A 22469-nucleotide genomic window follows, 5' to 3' on the forward strand; every position below is an offset into this window, starting at 1 on the left:
CCCAGTCGTCTAGCTCGCCGCCGTCTTGTTCTGCAGCGTGCTCGCCGCCCCGACCAGGGTCCGGAGTTTTCCCAGCAGCAGCCCGAACGACTCCCGCTCCTGCTCGATCACCACACCGAGCACGTCGATGACGGTGTCGGCCTCGGGGTTGTCCAGTGCCTCGCGCACCGGCCCGGAATGCCGTGGGTCGACCGGCTCCACGAGGGCCTGCACCAGCTCGACGAACTCGTCCTCGGCCTCCGGGATCCCGACGATGGCCATTCCGAACAGCTGCTGCCCGAACTCCTCGGCTTCGGCGTTGAAGTCCAGGCGGGCGAGACCGTCTCCGAGCCCGGTGGTCAGGACCCGCACGAGCTTCATCAGCTCCCGCATCCGGAGTCGCTTCACCCGGCACGGGATGTCGCCGACGGTGACGGGCGCCTCGGTGGGGGCGATGGTGTCGAGGCCGCCGGCGGGATCCTCGGCGGCCTTGGTCTTGGTGCCCATCAGTTGCGCACCACCGCGATGAGCTTGCCGACCTTCTTGATGGTCGCCCCGAGCTCGTCCTTGTCGGTGTGCTCGGTACCGGTCTCGTCCCACTGCGACAGGACGGCCTGACCGTTGTAGTTGACCTTCAAACCCTCCTTGTATGAGGGCCCGTCGAAGGTGATCGGCGCGAAGTTCACGCGGTACAGGCCGGCGACCAGGGAACACGGCTTACCGGTCTTGTCGCGGGAGGGCATGCGGATCAGCATCGGCCGGGCCTGGATGTTGAACATCGTCTCCGACCACAGGTCGATGCTGTAGTTGGTGGTGCCCGCGCCCGCGGTGGAGGTGATCGGGGCACCGGTCATGTTCGAGATCAGGGGGAACGACACGTAGCCGGCCTGCACCGACAGCTCGACGAAGTTGAGCCAGTTCCACTTCGACAACACGGCGTCGTCGCCCTCGTTGTCGTAGTTGTCGGTGTCGGGCTCCATCGAGGCTTCGTTGACGCCGTAGACGTCCCAGCCCTCGATGTCGGTGCGGGCGAGTGCTTCGAGGAACGTCTCCGAGCCGTTGAGGATCTGCGCGTGGGAGACGGAGAAGCCCTCGAAGATCGCGGACTGTGTTGGGGCGGGAGAGGACACCGCGCACCACCCTTCGCTGCTGAACCCCACCGGGGTCTCACTGCTGGTCGCGCCAAGGGTCGTGCGCGTGCCTACGGGAGCGCGATCGGGTGCCGTCGCGGGACTGGTGGTGTCACACACCTCCCCGGCGTGGGGGACATATCAATCGCTCGATGAACGCGCTGCGTTACCGCCATGTGCTGCTCATGACCTGCGAAAACTTTTGTTCGCGAACCGGTAACGACTCTCGGTGATCGTCCGAATGAGTAGTTGAAGCTCGCACCGCTTAGACGAGCAGAGGGCGCCCGACCGGGCGGAAATGAGAAAATGGACATGACTCAGCCGTTCAACACCCAGCCGCCGGCTACTCCGCCGCAGCAGCCCTACTACGGGATGGCTCCGCAGCAGCCCTACTACGGGATGGCTCCGCAGCAGCCCGCTCCGAAGAAGAAGGCCAAGAAGTGGCCGTGGATCGTCGGCGGTGTCGCGGTCCTCATGGTGATCGGGATGGTCAACTCGGGGAACTCCTCGAACACCACCGCGCCTGCGACTCCGGCGGCCCTGCCCAGCTACAGCACCCCGGCCCCGGCTCCGGTGGTTGACGTGACGCTGCCGGAGGTCGCCGGTAAGAACGGCCAGATCGCTGTCGACGAGCTGCAGGCCCTCGGGCTGACCGCCGTGACCCCGGCGAGTCAGGACCGTAACGACGCGATGGTGCTGCTGCCCGCGAACTGGACCGTCACCAAGCTCGAACCCGCTGCGGGAACCGTCGTGAAGTCCAACTCGACGGTCATCGTGACGATGACCAAGCGTGGGGCGTCCGCCGCGAACCCCGTTGCTCCGGTAGAAAACGCGGGCCCGCAGACAAGCGGCATCGCGGACGGCTCGTACCACGTCGGCGACGACATCGAGCCCGGTACCTACAAGTCCGCTGGTGGCGACGGCCGTCCCTGTTACTGGGCGCGGTATAAGAACGGCTCCTCGGAGTTCTCCAACATCATTACCAACCACCTCAACGACGGCCCGTCGCGGGTGACGGTGAAGACCGGTGAACTGCTGGAAATCCAGGGTTGCCAGCCGTTCGAGAAGGTCAGCTGAACCACGATCGTCCTCGCCCGCGGTCCCGCCGAGGGGACGGGAGACGGGCAGAGGAGGGCGGGTCGCGTGTCGGGATGCGACACCGCTCGGCCGGACAGCACCCCCATCCCCCTCGGGGGTGCTGCCCGACCCACTACAACAAGAACGCAAGGCCAGGACCACTGCGGTCCTGGCCTGTTGGTTTTCTACAGGTGGCGGGCGGCGAGCTGCAGCACACGCTCGGCCGCACCGGTCCAGGTCAGGGCCGAACGCACGAAGTTCGCGGCGGCGTGGCCTTTCCGGCGCCGCCGCTCCGGATCGTCGGCCGCGGCGACCAGAGCGCGCAGCAGATCCTCCGGGTCGGGCTCGCAGTCGTACGTGCCCGCCTCGAACGGTGACTCGGTGAGCCGGTAGTCGACCGGGTAGCCCAGGTCGGGGTGCAGCCAGTTCTCGTGCCCACCCCACGACGGCGCGATCACCGGCGCCCCGGTGGCCATCGCCTCCACCGCAGGCTTGTTCATCCCCTCGCCCCGCGACACCGACACCAGCGCATCGAGGCTCGAATACCACTCGCGGAGCTTCGCCGTCGGCCATGTGTCCCGGTACACGGTCACGTCCGGAATCCGGCTTGCCTCCACCACTCCCGCGCCGAGACCCGTGGTTTTGATCTCCAGGTGGGCGTCGAAAACCGGGTGTTCCTCCCGGAACCGGGTCCAGGCGTCCAGCAGCGCGGGCAGGTTCTTGCGCTGCGAGGGCACCCCCACCCACCCGTAGCGCACCGGCCCCCGATCGGGACGGGTGGCCAGCGGGTAGTTCTCGAAGTCCACACCGGGCGGGATGACCTCGATCGGCAGATGCCGCTCCACGTGCTCGAACGCGGCCACGTTCATCGGGCAGGTCACCACGAGCGCATCCAGCCAACCAGCGGCGGGGGCGTCCCGGTCCCGATACCGCTGCGACCACACGCGCCCGCGCTGCAGGTCCGGATCGTCGTCGTCCCACCACGGCAGGTTCGCCGAGGTGAACGGGGCGCGCTCCCACATCGTCCAGCCGAGCTGTGTGGTGGCCCAGCCGTACATGCTCCACGGCACGATCTGATCCGGCGGCGCGTACCACAGCAGGCAGTCGTAGGGCGGCTCCACCGGGCGGCTCAGCAGGCGAGCGATCTGCTCGGGGAGTCCGGGCGCGACTGACAGCGGCCACAGCGACACATCCACGCCCATGTCCAGCATCGCGGTCGTGAGGCCGAGGACGTCACGCCCGTACCCCGACCACGGATCAACCGGGCCTCGAAGGAGGATCCTCACTTCCTGCGCCTCCCGCCGCGTCGCCGCATCCGGCCCGTGCCACGGTACTTCGAGCCCACCACGTAGCGGGGCAACGACCGGTACCGGCCCCGCCCCTTCTTCGCCCAGCGTTTCACCCAGCCTCGGTGACCGTGCCGGGCATGCATCGCCCGCCACTGCGCCTTGGACCTGAACCTGCCCACGTCGCTCACCTCCGGGAGTTAGTGGAAGGTGTGGATGGCGTAGACCGCGGTGACCACGGCCGCCTCGTCGAGCGGCACCGGGTACGGCAGCGGCGTCGAGGGCCCGGCGTGGCCGGTGCCGGCGACCTGCGGGATCGGCTCCGACCAGCGCTCACAGGACACGATCGTCAACCCCGCCTGCGAACCGATCGTGCCCCACCGCTGGTCCCGCACACCCTGCAGCAGCCGGTCGACGGCCCGGTACACGGCCCACGCGTTGGGGACGTTGTCGTCGGCCGACCGGGTGCCGTCCGGGTTGCGGGTCACATCGGCCCAGCAATCGACATATAGCAGCGGAAACTCGGCGCCGGAGCGGCGTTCGGGCTGCGACCAGCCCCCCGAGGGCCGCACCACCACGGCACGGTGCCCGTGCGGCGACACGTGATCGTGCAGGGTGTGCACGTACACGCGGCCGGACACGTAGCCGCGGATGGTCACATCCTCCTGGAGATGCCGCCTGGCGGCCGGTGCGAGCTCCACCGCGTTCGTCACCCCCACCCGTCGATTTCGGCAGCGATCCCGTCGACCAGGGCCTGCTCGAAGGCGTCGATGTTGGCGAGATAGCCGCGCTGCAGCGCGTTGTGTTCCCCACCGCGGCCGAGCATCTCGTACACCGCATAGTCGCAGTCGGGGGTGCCGCCGTAGGTAACGCTGCCCTCGATCTGCTGGCCCTGCGGATCCAGCGCGAACCGCCCGGACGCCTTCATGTCACCTGAGAGCACGTGCGCGAACCGCTGGGTGTGGTCGTAGAACCGCTCCGTGGCGTACCGCCATTCGGCGACCTGATGCTCACCCACACCACGGGAAAGCCGGTCGAGACCGTCAATCCAGCCGTCGATGCCGGTGACGTGCACGTTCCTATCCGGCATCGCTGACCCTCCCCACGGTGAGCCGCAGCGCACCGGGCAGGGCGGCGACGGCGGTGATGTGCCAGCGGAGGCCGCCGGGACCATCGACGACCGCGGTCTCATCCGGTGGTTGGCCACTCCAGGCCATCGTGATCTGCCCGGTGATGGTTGTGTGCCCGGTGGTGTCGTCGGTTTCGGTGCGCACCGTGCGCTCGATCCCCGCGCCGGTACCGAGCAAGGTCCAGGTGAAGTGCGGGTTCCCGTCGGCGTCGAAGTGGTCCCGGCCGCGGGCGCGGATTGTGAACACCTCGCCGACCGGCACACCGTCGTCGCCGGCGCATCCGCAGCCGCAGCCGGTGGAGTCGTCGTCGAGAGCGACCGTGACATGGGAAGGGGGCACCCCACACGCAGCCCGTGTGTGGGGTGCCCCGTCCTGACGCAGCCGAACCCGCATTCGGCTACGCCATGACCTGCAACTGGCCGAGCCGGTCGACGTTCGGCAGCGACGGGAACGCCGCCGCCACCGCCTTCGTCCACTCCGACGGCGGCTCGTCCTGGTAGTAGGTCGAGGCCCAGATACCCGGTGCCTGCGCCGAATACTGGGTGCCGTTGAGCGTCCGGATCGACTCGGCCGTCGGTCCCCACAGGGTGCGGCCCACCGGCTGCGCCGGCAACAGCACCACCTGGTTCTCCCGCATCGTGCGCACCTGCGTCGAGGTGCCGTCGGCGTTCTCCGAGCCGACCTTCACGTCGTAGATCACCGGCCGCGGCAGCCCGTACCGGTCGAGGGTCTGGTTGACCTCCTCCGGCTGCATCGGACGGTCCGGCGCGTACTGCGCATACGTCCAGCCCTTGATCTGGCCGTTGACCAGCAGGTTGTTGTGGGCCTTGCGGGACATCACCATCGTCGAAGGCCGCTCACCCGTGGCCTGCTCGATCTGATCGGACATCGTGATCAGGTCGGTCAGCGGCGTCGCGTTGGCCACGTCGGACCACACCGGCCCGTAAGCGCCCTGGGTCGCGCCGGTGTCGTCGGTCGCGGCACCGGCAGCCGAGCCGAGCACGATCTGCTGCGCGTCGGGCACACCGAAGTCGAACTCGATGATCACGCCGCCCTCGTTGTAGCGGACCGTGTCCTCCGAGAGGGCCTGCATCCGCAGCCACTCCATCCGCGCCTGGATAGAGGCCACGAGGCGGGAGGTGTCGTTGTACACGGCCCGCAGCGCGCTCTGCTGGTCCGCGGTTCCCCGCCGGGGGTTGAGGAACCGCAGGATCTCCTTCTCCGAGATGCGGGTCTTGCGCTTGATCGGCGGCAGTTCACCGCGGACCCGCTCACCGAGCGCCGGCCGACCGGCGATGGGGGCCTCGGAGTCCCAGCCGATGATGTGCGCCATCACCGGGGCGTCGTTCTGCCCCTTGATGTACTCGTACTCGATGTCGTCGATCGTCTGGTTCGGCAACCACGTCGCGCCCTGGTAGGCGGGCGGGGGAAGCAGGTTGCGCACGAAGTCGAGGAAGACCGGCGGCGCGAACTCTTCCATCTGCCACAGCTGGGCACCAGCCATGATGTTGCCTCCTTACTGGAAGATGATCCGGTCGCCGAGGTCGGTCTTGACGGTGTCGGTGACCCCGGTGCAGCGGGCTTCGAGCACGGATCCGTGGATCAGCAGCCCGGCGACGGTGTCGCCGTCGCGCACGTTGAGGTCTCCGGCGAACAGCAGGCCCTTGGCCTTCGCGTCGTCTCCGGTGGTGCCGGCGGTCGCCGAGTACTTGCCGGTCGACGAGTTGAGGTAGAGCACCGTGCCACCCTTGACGATCTTGTCGCCGTTCTCGTCGGCGGTGAACGCCGATGCGTCGAGGGTGATCCCGCCCCGCTTGACCATGTAGTGCTGGCTGGCCAGGAACTCCACTGACCCCGACAGGGGGTCGCGGTTCGTGGTCAGGCCCGCGGTGAAACCGCCACCCGCCATGACTTCCTCCTCTGGTTGCTACCCCGCCGCGGGGTAGCCCTGCTCTCGGTTGAACTCCTCGGCCAGCGACCGCGCTGAGACCCGCAGGTCGCCCGTGGTGGACGGTGTGGGGCCCATGCCGCCGGCGGGGGAGTCACCGCCGCGAGCGGGCTCGGTCACGAGCGCACCCCGGTTCCGGAGTCGAGTGACTGTTGACTGCTCCACGGCCTTCCGGAACGCCGACAGCTGCGAGGCCACCGACTGCGCCGCGCTACGCCCGGCACGGTCCGGGTCACCGTGCTCGGCGAGCTCGGTGGACAGCAGTGACGTGCCGAGCTGGTTGGCCAGTTCGCGTTCGGTGCCATCGAGGAACCGGTGCGAGTCGCCGAGGTACTCGCGGAACGCCATGCGCGCCTCGCGGGTGTTGTAGCGGTCCTCGGCGGCCTGTTCGCGGTCCTTGTTGCTGTCGGTCTGCTGGTCGCTGTCCGCGTTGTTGGTGGTGCGACGTCGCCCGTTGTGGGTGCCGCGCACTTCCTTCATCAGCGCGGTGACCTGCCGGTCGGCGATGCGCTGGGCTTCGTCGCGCAGGTCGGCAAGGGTGATCGGCCGGTCCTGCTCGCTGCCGCTGTCCGACTGGGTTTCCTGCCCCTGCTCTGTGGTGGTGATGTCGCCGAGCAGCGTGGCCGTGTCGTCACCAGCGCCGTCGAGGGCGGGGCTGGTGGTCGAATCTGCCTGCTGTTCGGTGGTGTCGGTGCCTGCCATCGCCGTTGCTCCTTGATGTCGCTGTGGTCCACCCGTGTGTCCCGCCCACCACCTGGAGTGTTCGGTGCTTGGGGTGCCCCTACTGGCAGCGATCATCAGTGCGGATACGGCGAGGGTGCACATGGCGGTGGGTGCGGGCGGTTTGGTGTCACACGCCCATCCCCAACTCGTGTAAAGTGGTTTACACACAGCGAGAGGGAGCCATGAACACCCACACCAACGACGAACTCGACGCGCTCTGGGCCTCCACGCCCTGGAGCAACGACATCCCCATGCCCACCCGCGACCACTACGGCTGGATCATCAAGTTCCCGGACGGCAGCTACTTCCGGATCAACAACGACGGAGGCCGTAAGCGGGCCGTGTTGACCGAGACCGATGACTTCGCCGTCACCCCGAACGCCAAGCCCGACGCCCGCATGCCCGGCGCTCGCATGATCGAGCAGCTCAGGCCATGACCGACGCGCCACTGCAGGCAGCCGCCGACGCCGTCCGCCACCTGCACCACGTCCACGACACCGGCAACGGATCACTGGAATGCGTCGAGCAAGACGCCGCAGACCTCGTGACCCGCGCAGTATGCGCAGGAACCCGGCACGACCAAATCGCGGCGACTGCAGGCGTTTCCGGTATCAACGTGGTGCGCCTGATCCGCGACGAAAGCGCCCGCGCTGACGCATGGTGCCGCGAGCGGTTCCTGGCCGAGCACTATCTGGTCACCGTGCGCGACGAGCTGCACGAGGAGGCGCTCCGGTGGTTCGACTCCGGGGTGATGGACAAGAAATCCGTGGCAGCGAAATTCGGGATCTCCCGCCCCACCCTGGACGCCTGGATCCGAGAACGGGACGAGGCAGCGGGACTATCCCCGGGCGAGTAGCGACCGCAACCACCCCGGCAGCGCGTCGAACGACGTGGCCCGGTGAGCATGTTCGGCGATGATCCGCCGATCCGCTGGTGGCAGATCACGGATCCGCCGCACCCGCCGGGTCACCTCACGCATCACCTCGGGGTTCACCGGGCCACCACCAGCGCCGTGCGGTTGAGGACTATCACGCCGCCATCGGGCAGCAGAATCGCGTCGTAGCCGAGCGCGGCAGCGAACCGGCCAGGGTCGGAGAGCAGGATCCGGTAGCGGCGCCGCTGGCTGGCGGTGAGCCGATCCTCCACGTCCTTGATAAGGGCGGTGAGGTCGTCCCACGTGATCGTGCGGGCCTCGGGAACCAGCGCGGCGCGTAGCACCACCGGAGCCGCGAACACGCCTGCGGCCTCCGGGGCGGTGTGGAACTGCAGGCCGGCCGCGTAGATCCCGGCGGTCGCCACGTACGCCCCGGTGCGGAGGTCTTCGGCGTGATCTGCGGTGTCGCCGCGCCACACCTCACGGAAACCCTTGCTGATCAGGCGCGACAACTGCCCGTCGGACACGACCCTCGGACGTGCCGTGAAACCCTGGGTGTGCGCGATGGTGTCGAGCACCGGGTCACGCAGATCGTCGGTGCGGGCCCGCTCGGTGCGGGTGAGGCGGGCCAGTGTCGAGGACCACTCGGTGATGTCGTTGCGGAACCGCGAGGGGATCCGCGCACCCGGGGCCGCCGGTACATCGGCCGGTCGGCCGCGCATGATCTGCACTGCCGCCGACGCGGGTGCCGGGGGCGGCAACGACCCCATGTAGCCCTCGGGGCTCTTGCGTTTCTCCGTGATCGGCCGTGCCTGGATCTCGGCGTTCGCCGCATCGCGTTGTTCGCTGATCCGGCCCGCGATCCACGGAACCACCGTGCTGCGGCAGTGAATGTGGAACGGTGGCGCGGCGAGCTCGCCCATCAACGTGTCGAACGGCTCGTCGGCCTCCCGGATCTGCCCGGCCGCATCGAGGCACACCATCGTCGTCCGCGAATCGACCACGGCGAGCAGCTGTTTCCGCACCCGCGGGATGCGGGGTCTACGGGGTGTCGGTGGCATGGGTGTTCCACCCCCGCATGGAGGCCATCAACAGTGCGTTGCAGGTGTCGACCGACGCGGCGCGGGCGATGCTGTGCATGCGGGGCCGCAGCGCCCACACCACACCCCGGGTCGCACCCGGTAGGCCGACCCGGTCTTGGGTGCAGCAGCGGGCGATGAGCGCCTCGCGGGGCTCGTGCCGCGCCTTCCACAACCGGCGCTGCTCCACCACGTCACCACGCACCGGAACGACCGCGGCCAGCAGGCCGTCGGTGGCCTGCCGGTAGGTGAGTCGCTCGACCTCGTCGGCGGCACGCAACGCGGCCTGCTCACCCCCGAGCGCAGCCCCGGCGGCGTGCGGGCCAACCTGCGCCGACAGCAACTGCATCTGCCGTTTCGCCACCGCCAGGGCACGTTCCCGCGCCGCGGCGATCAACTGGGCCACCGGGGGCAGCAGAACGGCGGCGAGCCACTGGTCGTCGGGCACGAGGTCGGCGCGGTCGAGCTTGGCCGGGGAGAGGCGCTCGGCGGCAACGATGTTCTCGCGAGTCGCATCCGCCACCTGCTGCACGCCGGCATCGAGGACCCGGAACGCGGACTCCTCCACATCCAGCAGGCCGTCCATGAGGCGCTGCGAGGCGATGACCAGGTCTTTGCTGGCCGAGCGGGTTGTTGCGGTCACCGCACACCACCCCCGTTGCGGGCCGGTTCCACGCGGTCGGCGTCACCGAGGAGACGACCGGCCTGGGTGGAGGTACCGAACAGGCTGGTTTCGGCCGCTACCTCGGGGGTTCGGGCCTGCTGTTCTTCGGCCTGCTCGTTGAGCATGTCGTCGATCTGCTCATCGGTCCATCCGCGTTGCCGCAGCGCCTCGCGCTGGGAGATCAGGCCGGCGAGGTAGTCGTCGCGGATCAGGGCCTTGTCGACGACGTAGCCGGTGCCCAGGTGCACGGTGATGCGCCGCTGCCCGGTGGGGTCTTCGACAGGTGGCGCCTCATCCCCGTCGTCGTCGCTACTCCACGCCTGGTGGCAGTCCACGACGCGCATAAACAGGGCTTTGATGTCCTTCACCAGCTGCGATCGGGTGCGGGAGAACGTGACCTCGGAGCGCTGGTTGAGGATCTCCAGCGCGTACCCGGAGATCGCGCCGAGGTTCGACACGGTCTCCTGATCCACCCGGGTCAACCCAAAGCTGCCGTAGAGCGCTTCGAGCAGCACACCGCGCTGGTGCTCGATCATCGCCGGATCCGTCGGCAGCGTGATCACATCCGCTGAGGTGCCGCCGGGGAAGGTGAGGACGTCGGCGACGTCCTTGTGGATGGGCTTGGTGTCCTGCTGCACCATCGCCGCATCCCCGGTGACCACGAGGTTGCCGTGGGAGTTGTAGCGGGCGATCAGCCACGACACCTGCTCGACGGCGTTGTAGCGGTCGGCCGTGCGCATCGCCTGCTCGGAGATCAGGCTCGTGCCGCGGGTGGACCGCAGACCGTCGGTGTAGCCGCGCACGATCCACCACGGCAGCACCGGCACACCCCACTCGTGGAGTTCCACCACGGTTTCGGTGGTGTCGTCGTCCGATTCGACGTACACCCGCTCCACGGCCTGCTGTGCACCCGGATCGCCGTCGAGGGTCCACTCCCGGCGCAGCGTGACCTGCCGGGTTTCGCCGTCGACCTGCCGCCAGTCGCGTTGCCGGACGATCACCTTCTCCAACCGGTCCGGCCGCCCCTCGGCGAACCGGGCCTCGACCTGCTCGGAGTCCCAGAACTCAAGCCAGCACGCACCGTCCGCGGCATCCCACCGGATCAGCACCGGCACGTCCCCGGTCTTGCACGCCTCCCGCAACACGGTGGTCACCGACCGCTGCTCGTCGTCATCCGACGACGACAGCTCGGGTGTGGCGTCCAGGCACGCGGTGATCACCTCCGACACCTCGTGCGGTTCGGCTTCAACCGCGAAGCCCTGAGCAAGGCGGTCGGCGATGAAGTCGACGCACTCCCGCAACTGGGTGGAGTAGGCGTGTTTCCGCAGGTGCTCGGGTAGTTGGAACGTGTCGAACAGCAGCCGCACCAGCGACTTCTCACCACTGGTATCCGCTTGGGCGAGCTGGCGGGCGCAGTCGTCGTTGTCGTCGTCGTACTGGATGCCCTCGTAGTAGCGGCGCCGTTCGGCCACCGCCTCGGCCCGCTGATGTTCCTGGTCGGCGAGGTAGTCCTCGCGGGTGGGCCAGGTCTGTTCACGTCGCTGTGCGGTTGGTGCGCTCATCGCCCCTCCTAGGCTCGCCCGGTTTGGATGCCCCGATACGTTTCGCTGCCGGCGCCGCCGAGCATGAGTCGCAGGCCCCACCAGCAGTGCCAGAACGCCATGACGGTGTCGTCGTGCTCACCGGAACCTTCGAGCTTGTCGTCCTGCCAGCCGAACGCCTCGAACTCATCCAGCAGCGTCTCCACGGCGTCGTAGCCGCGTCCCCCGGTCCGGTGCGGCAGGGTCCAGCGCCGGTTGGAGAAGTCGATGAGCATGCCGGGCACGCCGACGTGCAGGTCTTTCTTGCTGCCGACCACGTGGTGGGAGATGACCGGGACCGACGTGGTCTCTTCGAGGTTCTGCCGCCAGATCGTCTGCGCCGCGTCGCCCTCGATGACCACCAGGTCCGTCGAGTAGCGGTAGTGGTCGGCGGCGATGAGCTCGCACTGTTGGGTGTAGCGCAGTCCGCGTTCGCGGTGCAGGTCCAGCAGCCGCATGTGCCCGGTGCGCCGATCGGCCAGGGCGGTGACCCGCACGAGGTAGTCGCCGCCGACCTTCTCCGACCAGGCCAAGTCCCAGCCGGACACGACCACGTACCGGTCCTCGACCCCGAACGGTTTTCGGTAGTGCGGCAGGCATTCGGCGTCCGCATCGAGCATCGGGGCCATGAGGTCCCGGGGGAACAGGGACGATTCGGCGGCCCGCGGCGCGGTCTGGATCTCGCGGTCGAACAGCAGCGGCCCGATCTCCTTGCGCTTGGCGTTCAAGCACCGGGCGTTCTCGGGACAGGTGTCGCACGGCAGGTTCCGCCGCACCTCCGACTGCTGCTCCACCGGTGCGGCCTCGACGGTGTCGATGCACGACTGCAGGGCGATCGCGGGCCACCGTTCCGGCCACAGCGAAGTGCGGGTCACCACCGGCGACACGGACGGCACCACGACCGAACCCTCCCGCGTGCCGCCGGTGTTCGCGCCGACGACGCGGCGACCGAGCTTGCTATCCGCCATCGTCATCACCAACTTCGATGGCCTCCAGCGCCTCCGAGGCGGCCTGCAGTTCCTCGACGAGGCGGGCGCGCTGTTCCGGGGTGCTGTCGACGAGCGCGTCGACGACGTGCGCGGTTTCGTCCAGGGTGGCGCAGATCCACGCCGCAGCCTGTTCCCGCCACGTGAGGTCACCGGAGTCGCGTAGGTGTGTGGCGATGACGGTCACCTCACCGCGCAGCGACGGGAGTTCGAGGCGGCAGCCGACGTAAGGGTGATGTTCGGGTGTAGTCATCGCCGCGCCTCCACGGCAAACGTGTCGCCGACGAGCTGCCGGGGGTGGAACTCGGCGGCGTACCGGCGAAACGACCACAGCGGGTTGTCGCGCATCGACATGAGGAGGTCCGCGGCGTGGAACGGAGTACCGACCAGATGCACCCGCGTGGCCGGGAGCTCGACCTGCCGGCTGGTGCCATCGGCGTGCTGGATTCGGCGCATTGTCCCAGGATGTGCCATCGGTACGACGGATCCGAACCACCAACGATGGATCTTGCGGCGCTGTGTGCTCGTGCCCGCGTTCTCGTCGTCGAGGACGTCGTCGCCGATGATGACGTCGGGGTGGCCACCGCGGGTGCGTTTCCCGGCGCCGGCGGCCCGGATGCGGGCCCCATTTCCGAGGATCAGGTCTGTGGAGTTGTCGCGCTGGGCGGTGGCGACCAGGTCGGGGCGGACGCTGTCGATGACGGTGCGGGTGCGGGCCAGCAGTTCCTCGGCGAGGTCGCCGGTGAGGGCGAACAGGTACGTGTAGATGCCCGGGGTGTAGATCGACCGCCACGCGGTCGCGTTGACCGACAGGGACTCCGACTTGCCGTGTTCGCGGGGCGCGACGAGCGCCAGGCGCCGATGGTTCATCGCCAGGTCCGCCCATTCCCAGTGCAGCGTGGACATGTGCAGGCCGAGGCGCCGTTGGGTCCACACGCCGAGGTGTGCGGCGCAGGCGAGTTCCTCGACCTGGTCGGCGGGCAGCTCGGCGAGTTTCGTGGTGTCCACACCTGCGGTCACCGTTGCCGCAGGACCGTGTCGCATCCCGCGCACACGTCCACGGTCGGGTAGCGGCGCACCTGGTGCACGGGGTGGAGGCAGCCGCCGGTGAGGATGCGGCGTCGCCCCAGTTCTCGCTTCGGTGGTTCGCTGGCGGGGCCGGGCAGGAGTGGGAAGAGGGTGGGTGGTGCGGATGGTGCCGCGCCGATGAGCTGGCAGAGCTCGTGCAGGGACAGGCCGGACTCGATCGCGGCGGTGATGAGCTCCCGGCACCACGCGGACCGCTGCAAGCTGGCGGTTTCCGCTGCTTGATCGACCTTGCTGATGAGAGTTTCGCGCATGCGGATGTTCACCATCGTCGCGCCCGGCTGCTTACCCACGTTGATCACCGTCGTTGCTCGGCTGGTCGACCACGGCGGGCAGGGCGTCGTGCAGGACCCGCGCCATGCGCTGCTCCACTTCGCCGGTCTCGGTGCCGAGGATGTCGGCGAGGCTGGGGAGTCCGTTGGCCACGGGTGCATCCCCGCTGCTGCTCGTGATGGTGAGCTGCACCCCGTCGTAGCCGACCATCCGTGCCCGCCGCTCCATGATCTTCAGCGCCCGGTCCACCGCGAACAGGTCACCCTTCATCGCCTGCGGCCATACGGCCATGAGGAGCCGGTCGAGGCGGGCGAGGTCGAGGTCGAACAGTTCCTGCGCTTCTTCCCTACCGATCCGGTCGAGGGCGTGGCGGATGGACTTGTAGGCCGCGGTCTTGTCGGTGTAGCCGAGTTCGTCGGCGATCTGCTGGAACGTGGCGCCGCTGAGTCGTAGCTGCAGGGCGCGTTCGCGGCGTTGGGTGTTGGCGACGTTCTGTGGGGATGCGGGGGAGCTGGCCGGGTTCGCCATCGTGGTCACCACCTTGGGCTGGTCATATCGAGTGGTCACCTTCAGTGATTGGAACTTTTCTTTCCGATGTTTCCGCTGGTTGCCCACGATCATGCCATCTAGTGCCCAGTGATCGCGTCACACAGCCTGTCCCATTTTTGGGACAACGCTGCTACCGTCGCCCCATGCAACCCGGAAACCTCGACGCGGAAACCCTCCGCCAACTGGTCAAACACCTCCCACCAGTTGACCTCTCGACCAAGACACCGGAGGAGCTGGTGCAGCTCATTCAGCACACCCACGCGGCGCGCAACAACTGGAAACTGACCGCCGGGTGGCTGATCGCTGAAACCGTGCGCCGAGACGGATGGGACTACAGACGGTTGGCGGAACTGACCGGAATTCCCCGCAACACGCTCCACCGCTGGGCCAAGCCCTTCCTCACCAACGACCACATCAACGATTCGCCGGGGGAGTCGGAGAACCCGAAATGACCACGCACCCCAAGCGCGGGCGCCGCATCGTTTGGACGGTGGCCCTTTGCGCGGCCACTCTTCTCGGCGTCGTCATCGTGCTGACGCAGGTGGGTTTCTACCGGGACAGCCTCAGTGATTCCACGCCCGTCGATGCGTTGCCGTGGCTCAACCTCGCCTTTCTCACCCCCATTGCAGTAGAGGGCGTCGCGTGGGTGTTCACGGTGTTCACCGCCTTCGCCGTCATCAACAACCGGCCGTCCGGCCGCTACGAGCGGTTGATGTGGCTGTTCTCCTGCATCAACGCGGGCGTCAACGCGTGGCACAACATGCTCCGCGGCGACGTGCTCACCGGAATCGTGCTCGGCGGCATGTCGATCGCCGGTCCGCTGATCGTGCACATGGTGCTGCGGTGGGACCGGGAGGTGCAGGCCGACCGCACCGCCGAGGAGATCCGGCGAGCCGCGATCGACCGCACCGTTCGCGTTGCACGCCGCACCGCGCAGGTCACCCGGCACCCGATCTACGCGTGGCGCACCGTGTCCATCGCCACCAACCTCGACTGCGGCTGGAACACCGCCTACCGCATCGCTCTGCTCGGCCAGTACAAGACCGTGAAGGGCTTGCTGCGGGAGCAGTTCGAGCAGTCCCTGCCGGGCGCGAACAAGCCCGCACTGGACGCGTCGCGCAAGGCCGACGACAAGGCGATCGAGCAAGACCTTGGTGAGTCGTTGTTCCCGCCGTGCAAGGACCCGCTGATCGAGGACTTGCAAGCCTTGCAGAACCCGGGCGACATGCTCGCCGTGTGGGGCTTGCACGACGCCGTACAAGAAGACCGTGCAAGCCAGGAGTCCAGCAACAACGAGCTTGCACAGCACGACCCGAACGGCTTGCACGACGACACCGTGCAAGACGACGAGTGCAAGACCAACGGGCTTGCAGAACAAGACGGCGAGACCTTGCACAACAAGCCCGTGCAAGACCCCGAGTGCAAGAACACCGGTCTTGCACAGCAAGCCGACGACGGCTTGCACAACAAGCCCGACGAGGCCGTGCACGACGACACCGTGCAAGACGACGAGCCGCTTGCAACGCCCCGCAAGTCCACCCCGCGCAAGCCCCGCAGCAAGCGCGTCGTACAAGCCAAGGCCGAGCGCCAGGAACACGTCGCGGCCCGCTACTGGCACGACTGCATGAAGGCCGGAGAGAACCCGCGCCGCAAGCCCGGTGTGGAGATCGCCCGCGATCTCGGCATCAGCCCCTCGGCGGTGTCCCGCGGGTACCGCTGGGCCGAGGAGGGCTTCGACCCCGACAAGCCTGGGGAGGCGTGATGGCCACCCGCCAACGAGTGCCCCGCCGGATCCGGCGCGACCGCCGCGCCGCCGCGTTCCACACCGACCGCATGCAGCGCGCCACCACACCGATCGAGCAGTACCGGGCCGCCGCAGACGCGCTGGTCAGCGCTCTACGGCACCACGGCACCCGACGCGAGGTGCGCAACCTCCGCGACGAGGTCGCCGGACACGCCCGCAAGGGCATCGACCGGGTCTGGATGACCGGGCGCCGCCGGGAGTCCCAGCTGACCCGCCTGTCGGAGGCCGGCCACGACGCCCGCGGACTCGGTGAGGTTCTCGCGGTGCTGCAGGGCGTGATCCACGGGCTACCGGACACCGAGCGTGACCGGATGTTCGTCCACTACAGCCAGCATTTTTCCGCCGAGGCCCGGCGGTTTGAGTCGAGAGGAGGGGGTCAGTGATGCCGATCCCCGAAGCATGGGACACCGCCGAGACGTCCTCTGGGGCGGCTAAATCAGCCCCCAATTGGGAGCGTGCGCGTGCGGACGCGCACGCGGGCGCGGGAGATTACACGGCCGAGTCCAACGCCGCCATCGACGACAACCTCGTGCAGTTCCCCCGCCGCGCCGCGACCGACACCGACGGTGACGGCGCCCCGGGCGCGGAGATCGTGGCCCGCACGGCACCCGGCCCGCTGGTCAAGGTCCGCGACGCCTCGAAGGTGTGGCTCTCGGACGCGAAAAGCACCGCCGTCGAGGCGTTCGACGGCACCGTCTACCGGTCCCGCCCGCCGTCGATCCGGGACCGGGTGACGCGGGTCCGCCGCGCCACGTGGGCCGGTGACATGGACGGTCTGCGGAAGTTCGGGCAGGCCGCCAGCATCCCGCCCCTGATCGCCTACATCACCCTCCAAGCGGTCGCGTGGCTATGCGCCCCGCTCCGCTTCTACGTCTTCCTCGCTATCGCCGTCGTGATCGTCGTTCTGGCGATCTGAATTCCCAGGGAGTCCCACCGTGTTCGCTCTCATCACCGCCAACATCGTTGGTCTCGCACTCACCGTCGTCTTCTTCCTCATGATGCGCCGCACCAAAAAGATGAAGAAGAAGCCCGGCTTGCTCGTTCCCATCCTCGCGTTCTGCACCGGTGCGCTGTTGGTTTCGACCTTCATCGGCCCGTGGTTCGGAAATCTGATTACCGGGTTCGGTTACGCGTGGTCGGTTGTTTTCGCCGCGATCGCCCTCGTCCTGGCGTTTTTCATCGGCGCTGATTTGAAGGACGGGAACATGGATGTGAAGGCGACCAGCACCGGCCTGATTCTGTGGCCGCTGATTTGCTACGGCGGGGCGGGAGTCTTTCCCGATGCCATGGCGGCGTTCAGCGGAAACGCAGGTGGTGCGGTTGTCTCCGTCGTCGGCCCGTTGATCGGGGGCTGATCGCATGCTGCTGATATTGGCGATGGTGGCGGCTGCGGCCATCACCCACGCATGGGATCAAGGAAAGACCCGATCCGCCGCCCGTTGGGCCGACGCAAAGGCTCGCGCCGAGGAACGCGGCGCCCAGCGGGAACGACAGCGCCAGGAACGCGCCGACCAATGGGAAGCGCGGTTCGACTCGGCGATCTCCCGCGGCCCACGGCATGTGCTGTGGTGGGGCTACGCGGCCGGATACATCGCCGGCGGCGCCATCGCAGCTGTTGGCGCTGGCGTGGTCGGCGCGTACTCGGGCGCGGTGGCCGGCGGGCGTTCCGGCTACTACCTGGGGATTGAGGCGGGAAAGGCCGGGCGTAGGTACAGCGACACGTTCCGGGCCTGGCGGAAAGCCAACCGCGGCACGAGCGATCCGATCGTGCTCGGGGTCTGCGGGCGCTGCGGCGGCTGGATCACCGACAACCTGCTCGTCGACGACCTCCGGTACGGCCGCGTGTGCCCGGACTGCGTGCCTGCAGAAACCTCCCGCCCGGCTGATGAGACGACCGAGGACCCTTGGTTCGAGTCGACGGTGGTGCACGACCGAGACATCACCGAGGAGCGGCCGTTGCCGCCGAGGTGCGCGAACCGGTGCGGAATGCTCGCCGCGAGCGGCTCAGAGTTCTGCGCCATGTGCCAGATCGAGGCGATGAACCGGCGAGAACGCGCACAGGAGCGGGCTGCGCAGGAGGAAGCCGAGCGGCACAAGAACTGCCGGAACTCGGACCTAGGCCCGGACGAGGCGGAAGCCCGCGGGTTGTGCCCGGACTGCGCCGGGCTTGGCGAGCTGATCACTGGTTTCGGCGGGGTGCACAAGCACATTCCGTGCCGCCGCTGCCAGGGCTCCGGGGGCTCCCGGCGGCCCGGCGCAGCGAGGGAGAAGCCCCGCGGTGCCCGTTGCGAATGCGGGCGCCGGACTGACGAGGCCGGTACGCGATGCAACGTCTGCGCCGCCCAGTACCGGGCACAGCGGGACAAGGACGAGAAACCGTCTCGGATCTACGTCGACGCGGAACGCGTGGACGAGCAGGAAGAACCCGAACCGAAGGAGATCACGAACACCATGAGCGCTATCGAACCCGCCCGCACCGGGACCCTCGACACCGCGGGCGAGGGCTACACCAGCAGCGTCGTGGCCATCGCCCAGCTCAAGACGCTGATGGACAAGGTCCACGAGTGCGTCACCGAACTCAACGAGGGTCTGACCGCCAACAGCCTCGACACCGAAACCCTCAACCAGCTCTCGGACATCACCGACGACATCGAGTCGCTGGCGGATCAGGTCGGCGGTCTGCACCGGCACGTGGAGAGCCGTCACGCGCCGCTGGCCCAGGCGACCGCTGACGCTGGCGGTTCGCAGAACGTGGCCACGAAGTCCTGGTACGACGAGTACTGACCTGCCCGGTGTGTGTCCTGCCCCGACTTCGGTCGGGGTGGGGTGCAGACCCGGACAGGCCGGGGCTGGAGAGGGGAACCGTCATGGAATTCCAGGACACGATTGATTACGTGCTGGAAAACCTCGACTCGATCGGTGTCGCCCGAGGCATCGAAGGCTCGTGGGAGGTCTACGACCGCGAGTCGCTCGGCGAGTTCGTTGGCGCGATCACGGAGGAAGGACTCGACCTGCTGCGCAGCAACGGCGTCGAGGTCTACCGGCGGGGCAAGGAGACGGCATGACCGCGACCAAGCAGGCGGAAACCTCGAAAACCAGCACCGCTGGCCGCAGCACCTCAGAGCCAGAACACGACCAGTCGCTGCAGGAGCTGCGTCAGGAAACGATGCGGCTGGCGAAGCGGTGGCGCATGCAGGCCGTCCCGCTGGTGGGCATGGCCGCCACACACGCTGCCGGTGCCGCCGCTGCCGAGCTCGACGGGCCCGAAGCGCTACTGCCGATCCTTGCCGGGTGGGGTGGTGCCGGCGGTGCCTACGCCTACGCGCATGGCCACACCGGCTGGCAGGGTCGCGTGTACGTGGGTATCGCTGCTGTCGCGTCGGCCATGTTCCAGGCAGGCATTGGTGTCGCGGGCGGGAAGTCGGTGGCCGCAGCCCTCATGTACGGCGTGGGATGCCTGATTTCGCTCCCGTGGTGGGTACGACACAGCGAGAAGGACCCGGACGTCACCGCTGAGTTCCACGCGCCTTCCGACACTGCCGCAGCACGCGCCTCCGACGCTGGTTCGACCGACGAGGCCCCGTCGAGTCCCGTCGAGCTCGACCCGCGGCAGGTGGTGTGGAAGACCTACATCGGCGCCAATGGCAAGACCCAAGGCTCGTCGATCAACGAGCTCAGCGACTTCGCCTACGGGTGGAAGGCAACGGTCCAGCAGCCGATCGGCGGGCACTGGGAGGACGTGTTCCAGGAGCGGAAATTGATCCACTCGGTGTACGACTTGCCTGACAAGCGGGTGTTCATCGAGTCGATCCCCGGTGTCAGCGTCCGCCAGGCGCGGATGACAGTGCTGACATCGGATCCGCTGCAGGCAACGACCCGCTGGACCGGACCCGGGCTGGACTCGGCGACGGGCAAGTTCAAGCTGATGGTCACCGCGGACGCCGAGACCCTGTTCTGGAAGCTGTGGGACCCGGGCGCGGGTGCCAAGCACGGGCTCGTTTCCGGCATCACGCGTTCTGGCAAGACCAAGGTGCTGGACCTGATCCTCACCGAGTGCAGCATGTCGGACCGTGTCGAGCCGCTGGTTATCGACGGTGGCGGTGGTGCGTCGCTGCCGCAGTGGATCGGGCGAGTGAAGATGTTCGCCAAGACCCGGGCGGATGCGAAGAAGGTGCTGCGGTACGCCCTGGACCGCATGGATGCCCGCCGCCCGATCCTGGAACGACAGGGTGGTGGCTCGCTGGAGCCCACACCGGGCATGCCGTTGATCCCCGTGATCATCGACGAGGCCCACAAGCGGCTGATGAGTGACGACGAGGTCGACAACCGCGACATCGTGCGGATGTGCGAGCGAATCGGGCAGGAGGGCGCGAAGTTCGGCGTGTGCCTGATCCTCGCTACCCAGGCGCCGACGGCGAAGCAGCTGGGCAACTCCACGGTCCTTCGGGATCAGGTGAAGTCCGGGACGATCGTCGGTTTGCGGACGATGGAGAAGGGCAACGAGGGCATGATCTCCACCGGGGATCCGATGCCCGAGGCGCTGCGTGACCTACCGTCGGAGTTCCCGAACGGCGCGGCGACGCACGGTCTCGGCTACATGATGACCTCGCGGAAGATCCGGGCGCGGGCTCTGCTGCTGGAGAACCCGAAGGACTGGCCGGTGGTCGAGGTCGAGCACGAGCCCGAGGCCGCGGATATCCCGTTGCCGCGCATGGGTGTCGTGGACGAACCGGAAGAGACGCCAGAGACGCAGCCCGGTAGCACCACGGCGTCGGCGGATGACCTGGTGGCGCAGGCACTGGGGGACGGGTGCGCGAAAAACCCGGTCGCCGTCATGCAGGCAACCGGGCTGTCGATGAAGCAGGCGCGGGACGCGCTGAAGGCGTTCTGATTCAGGCCAGGCTGTACAGGGATTCCACGAGTTTCCGCAGTTTCGTGGGGTCGGTCGGCATTCCCTGCGGCTGCGCTTCGCAAATCGTGAGCAGCGTGTAGCGGCGTTTCACCTTGTCGGACGCGTTGCCGGAGTTCTGAAGCCACGGCACGAACTGCCGCATCAGGCTGTCGACCACGGGCTTGTCGTGCGCACCGGCAACCGCGATTGCGGCACGTAGCCCGATGAGTTTGTCCATCTCGTCGTCGTTCACGCCGGCGAGGTTCTGCACATCGTGATTCAGAGACACATCCGCACTGTAGAGGAGCAGCGTCATGATGAATGGTGGTCACGCGGCGACGGGAGCGTTGGCGGGAGCGTTGACGAGCTCGGTGGTCGGTGGTTTGACCGGCGCCGAGCTCGGGGTCGCGTGTACCGCGGTCGGCGCGCTGTTGGGTGCCGGCGCCGCCCTGCTTCCGGACTTGGACGCTGATGGTGCGACGGCGTACCGGTCCGGTGGTCCGGTGACGTGGGTGCTGGGGGAGTCGTTTCAGTGGATGGCGCGGGTGGCCTACCGGTCGACGCGATTACCGTGCGATCCACCTGGTGATGGGGAGCATCGCGGCCTGGTGCACACCCCGATTTTCGCCGGCGTTCTCGGGTTGCTCGTGGCGCTCGGTGCACTGATCACCCCGTGGGTCACCATCGCCACGCTCGTGGTCGTGCTCACACCGGGGATCGGCGCGCTGTCGCGGTCCGGCCCGGCGTGGGTTCGCCGCCGCCTCCGGACCCACCGGGACATGCAGGCGCTCGGGGCCGCGGTGTTCATCACCGCGGCGCTGATGGTCACGGGGGCGATCGAGGACCTCGGCTGGTGGGCCGGGGCGAGCATCACGGTCGGGATGGTCGTGCATTCGGCGGGGGACTCGGCGACGCGAAGCGGGATCCCGTGGTGTTGGCCGTTCCGTCGGCGGTGCGAGAAGTGCGTCCCCCCGGTGGTGTGCTCGGGTTCGCGGTGGCGGCGTAGCCACGTGCTGCCGGAGGCGCTGCGGTGGCGAGTCGGTTCGAAGTCCGGGAAGCGCATCGAGCGGGTGATCGAGGTTGCGTGCCTGGTGCTGGTGGGCCTGTTGCTGCTGCCGGACCTGGCCGCCATGTCGACGCTGCCGACGTAGCCAGTCCGATCGAGGGGAAGCCCGCCCTGGCACCGCCCGGGGCGGGCTCTTGTGTCTCGTGCCGGATTCTCGGCAGGTGTGTCACCGTTCTGATGGCTAGATCACTGCTCGGGCCAAGTGATCTACTCGCCGCTACAAGCAAGTAGCGCCGATGGAGGACACAGTCAATGGGGTGGCTCCGAAATCTCATCGAACGGATCAAGCAGAAGGCGGAAGCGCAACAGCCATCTGCCAAACGAACCGCCCCCCGTGCCTCACC

30 protein-coding genes are annotated in these 22469 nt (G+C 68.1%); 12 read left to right on the top strand and 18 right to left on the bottom strand.

Annotated features, from left to right (window positions below; all coding sequences use genetic code 11):
- Positions 1-9 precede the first annotated feature (9 nt).
- Both ACYVF3_RS00635 and ACYVF3_RS00640 read right to left on the bottom strand, forming a co-directional pair.
- Positions 10-486: a hypothetical protein gene (locus tag ACYVF3_RS00635; protein WP_461152321.1), complete on the bottom strand. Its 477-nt coding sequence runs from the start codon at positions 484-486 to the stop codon at positions 10-12.
- A complete protein-coding gene (locus ACYVF3_RS00640; protein ID WP_461152322.1) occupies positions 486-1109 on the bottom strand; it encodes a hypothetical protein in 624 nt (207 codons plus the stop codon). The genes ACYVF3_RS00635 and ACYVF3_RS00640 overlap by 1 nt, the downstream gene beginning before the upstream one ends.
- A 312-nt stretch (positions 1110-1421) precedes the next feature.
- On the opposite strand from ACYVF3_RS00640, the gene ACYVF3_RS00645 reads away from it, so the two are divergent.
- Complete coding sequence (locus tag ACYVF3_RS00645) at positions 1422-2186, top strand: PASTA domain-containing protein (RefSeq protein WP_461152323.1); 765 nt, start codon at positions 1422-1424, stop codon at positions 2184-2186.
- 185 nt (positions 2187-2371) lie between these two features.
- Here ACYVF3_RS00645 and ACYVF3_RS00650 read toward each other — a convergent pair whose 3' ends face one another.
- From ACYVF3_RS00650 to ACYVF3_RS00680, 7 genes are all read right to left on the bottom strand, one after another.
- The gene (locus tag ACYVF3_RS00650; RefSeq protein WP_461152324.1) at positions 2372-3472 is read right to left on the bottom strand and encodes a glycosyltransferase family 4 protein; all 1101 of its coding nucleotides are present in this window, start codon (positions 3470-3472) and stop codon (positions 2372-2374) included.
- A gap of 200 nt (positions 3473-3672) precedes the next feature.
- Positions 3673-4185 (bottom strand): hypothetical protein, encoded by a 513-nt coding sequence (locus ACYVF3_RS00655; protein WP_461152325.1) that lies wholly within the window; start codon positions 4183-4185, stop codon positions 3673-3675.
- Entirely contained in the window at positions 4182-4547 is a 366-nt protein-coding gene (locus ACYVF3_RS00660) for a hypothetical protein (RefSeq protein ID WP_461152326.1), read from the bottom strand. The genes ACYVF3_RS00655 and ACYVF3_RS00660 overlap by 4 nt, the downstream gene beginning before the upstream one ends.
- A gap of 4 nt (positions 4548-4551) precedes the next feature.
- Positions 4552-4941, bottom strand: a complete 390-nt coding sequence (locus ACYVF3_RS00665; RefSeq protein ID WP_461152327.1) for a hypothetical protein — start codon at positions 4939-4941, stop codon at positions 4552-4554.
- A 58-nt stretch (positions 4942-4999) separates the two neighbouring features.
- Complete coding sequence (locus ACYVF3_RS00670; RefSeq protein ID WP_461152328.1) at positions 5000-6106, bottom strand: major capsid protein; 1107 nt, start codon at positions 6104-6106, stop codon at positions 5000-5002.
- 12 nt (positions 6107-6118) lie between these two features.
- The gene (locus ACYVF3_RS00675; protein ID WP_461152329.1) at positions 6119-6511 is read right to left on the bottom strand and encodes a hypothetical protein; all 393 of its coding nucleotides are present in this window, start codon (positions 6509-6511) and stop codon (positions 6119-6121) included.
- Positions 6512-6529: 18 nt separating this feature from the next.
- Positions 6530-7252 (bottom strand): hypothetical protein, encoded by a 723-nt coding sequence (locus ACYVF3_RS00680; RefSeq protein ID WP_461152330.1) that lies wholly within the window; start codon positions 7250-7252, stop codon positions 6530-6532.
- A gap of 203 nt (positions 7253-7455) precedes the next feature.
- Between ACYVF3_RS00680 and ACYVF3_RS00685 the strand changes: the two genes are divergently transcribed.
- Positions 7456-7710: a hypothetical protein gene (locus tag ACYVF3_RS00685; RefSeq protein ID WP_461152331.1), complete on the top strand. Its 255-nt coding sequence runs from the start codon at positions 7456-7458 to the stop codon at positions 7708-7710.
- Positions 7707-8129 carry a helix-turn-helix domain-containing protein gene (locus ACYVF3_RS00690; protein ID WP_461152332.1) on the top strand — a complete coding sequence of 141 codons (423 nt, stop codon included), beginning with the start codon at positions 7707-7709 and terminating at the stop codon, positions 8127-8129. Before ACYVF3_RS00685 ends, ACYVF3_RS00690 begins: the two co-directional genes overlap by 4 nt.
- Before the next feature lie 134 nt (positions 8130-8263).
- On the opposite strand, the gene ACYVF3_RS00695 is transcribed toward ACYVF3_RS00690, so the two are convergent.
- From ACYVF3_RS00695 to ACYVF3_RS00730, 8 genes are read right to left on the bottom strand one after another with little or no spacing between them, the layout of a single operon-like run.
- On the bottom strand, positions 8264-9172 hold the full coding sequence (locus tag ACYVF3_RS00695) for a hypothetical protein (protein ID WP_461152333.1): 909 nt from the start codon (positions 9170-9172) through the stop codon (positions 8264-8266).
- A gap of 16 nt (positions 9173-9188) precedes the next feature.
- Positions 9189-9869 (bottom strand): hypothetical protein, encoded by a 681-nt coding sequence (locus ACYVF3_RS00700; protein WP_461152334.1) that lies wholly within the window; start codon positions 9867-9869, stop codon positions 9189-9191.
- On the bottom strand, positions 9866-11452 hold the full coding sequence (locus tag ACYVF3_RS00705) for a hypothetical protein (protein ID WP_461152335.1): 1587 nt from the start codon (positions 11450-11452) through the stop codon (positions 9866-9868). Before ACYVF3_RS00705 ends, ACYVF3_RS00700 begins: the two co-directional genes overlap by 4 nt.
- 8 nt (positions 11453-11460) lie before the next feature.
- On the bottom strand, positions 11461-12438 hold the full coding sequence (locus ACYVF3_RS00710; protein WP_461152336.1) for a phage terminase large subunit family protein: 978 nt from the start codon (positions 12436-12438) through the stop codon (positions 11461-11463).
- Positions 12428-12709, bottom strand: coding sequence for a hypothetical protein (locus tag ACYVF3_RS00715; protein WP_461152337.1), 282 nt, complete (start codon positions 12707-12709; stop codon positions 12428-12430). The genes ACYVF3_RS00710 and ACYVF3_RS00715 overlap by 11 nt, the downstream gene beginning before the upstream one ends.
- On the bottom strand, positions 12706-13464 hold the full coding sequence (locus tag ACYVF3_RS00720; RefSeq protein ID WP_461152338.1) for a hypothetical protein: 759 nt from the start codon (positions 13462-13464) through the stop codon (positions 12706-12708). The genes ACYVF3_RS00715 and ACYVF3_RS00720 overlap by 4 nt, the downstream gene beginning before the upstream one ends.
- Before the next feature lie 8 nt (positions 13465-13472).
- Positions 13473-13835 (bottom strand): hypothetical protein, encoded by a 363-nt coding sequence (locus ACYVF3_RS00725; protein ID WP_461152339.1) that lies wholly within the window; start codon positions 13833-13835, stop codon positions 13473-13475.
- Positions 13828-14382, bottom strand: coding sequence for a hypothetical protein (locus tag ACYVF3_RS00730; RefSeq protein ID WP_461152340.1), 555 nt, complete (start codon positions 14380-14382; stop codon positions 13828-13830). The genes ACYVF3_RS00725 and ACYVF3_RS00730 overlap by 8 nt, the downstream gene beginning before the upstream one ends.
- 125 nt (positions 14383-14507) lie before the next feature.
- Between ACYVF3_RS00730 and ACYVF3_RS00735 the strand changes: the two genes are divergently transcribed.
- From ACYVF3_RS00735 to ACYVF3_RS00770, 8 genes are all read left to right on the top strand, one after another.
- Positions 14508-14816: a hypothetical protein gene (locus tag ACYVF3_RS00735; protein ID WP_461152341.1), complete on the top strand. Its 309-nt coding sequence runs from the start codon at positions 14508-14510 to the stop codon at positions 14814-14816.
- Between the two features lie 38 nt (positions 14817-14854).
- Positions 14855-16126 carry a DUF2637 domain-containing protein gene (locus ACYVF3_RS00740; RefSeq protein ID WP_461152342.1) on the top strand — a complete coding sequence of 424 codons (1272 nt, stop codon included), beginning with the start codon at positions 14855-14857 and terminating at the stop codon, positions 16124-16126.
- The gene (locus ACYVF3_RS00745) at positions 16126-16551 is read left to right on the top strand and encodes a hypothetical protein (RefSeq protein WP_461152343.1); all 426 of its coding nucleotides are present in this window, start codon (positions 16126-16128) and stop codon (positions 16549-16551) included. The genes ACYVF3_RS00740 and ACYVF3_RS00745 overlap by 1 nt, the downstream gene beginning before the upstream one ends.
- A complete protein-coding gene (locus ACYVF3_RS00750; protein WP_461152344.1) occupies positions 16551-17084 on the top strand; it encodes a hypothetical protein in 534 nt (177 codons plus the stop codon). The genes ACYVF3_RS00745 and ACYVF3_RS00750 overlap by 1 nt, the downstream gene beginning before the upstream one ends.
- A gap of 19 nt (positions 17085-17103) precedes the next feature.
- On the top strand, positions 17104-17523 hold the full coding sequence (locus ACYVF3_RS00755) for a hypothetical protein (RefSeq protein ID WP_461152345.1): 420 nt from the start codon (positions 17104-17106) through the stop codon (positions 17521-17523).
- Positions 17524-17527: 4 nt separating this feature from the next.
- Positions 17528-18952 carry a hypothetical protein gene (locus ACYVF3_RS00760; RefSeq protein ID WP_461152346.1) on the top strand — a complete coding sequence of 475 codons (1425 nt, stop codon included), beginning with the start codon at positions 17528-17530 and terminating at the stop codon, positions 18950-18952.
- Between the two features lie 83 nt (positions 18953-19035).
- The gene (locus tag ACYVF3_RS00765; protein WP_461152347.1) at positions 19036-19233 is read left to right on the top strand and encodes a hypothetical protein; all 198 of its coding nucleotides are present in this window, start codon (positions 19036-19038) and stop codon (positions 19231-19233) included.
- Entirely contained in the window at positions 19230-21059 is a 1830-nt protein-coding gene (locus ACYVF3_RS00770) for a hypothetical protein (protein ID WP_461152348.1), read from the top strand. Before ACYVF3_RS00765 ends, ACYVF3_RS00770 begins: the two co-directional genes overlap by 4 nt.
- A gap of 1 nt (position 21060) precedes the next feature.
- Here the strand turns inward: ACYVF3_RS00770 and ACYVF3_RS00775 are convergent, their stop codons facing one another.
- Positions 21061-21375 carry a hypothetical protein gene (locus ACYVF3_RS00775; protein ID WP_461152349.1) on the bottom strand — a complete coding sequence of 105 codons (315 nt, stop codon included), beginning with the start codon at positions 21373-21375 and terminating at the stop codon, positions 21061-21063.
- Between ACYVF3_RS00775 and ACYVF3_RS00780 the strand changes: the two genes are divergently transcribed.
- The gene (locus ACYVF3_RS00780) at positions 21374-22210 is read left to right on the top strand and encodes a metal-dependent hydrolase (RefSeq protein WP_461152350.1); all 837 of its coding nucleotides are present in this window, start codon (positions 21374-21376) and stop codon (positions 22208-22210) included. The two genes, ACYVF3_RS00775 and ACYVF3_RS00780, sit on opposite strands and share 2 nt — an antisense overlap.
- Positions 22211-22469: the final 259 nt, after the last annotated feature.

The organism is Saccharopolyspora tripterygii, from assembly GCF_054778355.1.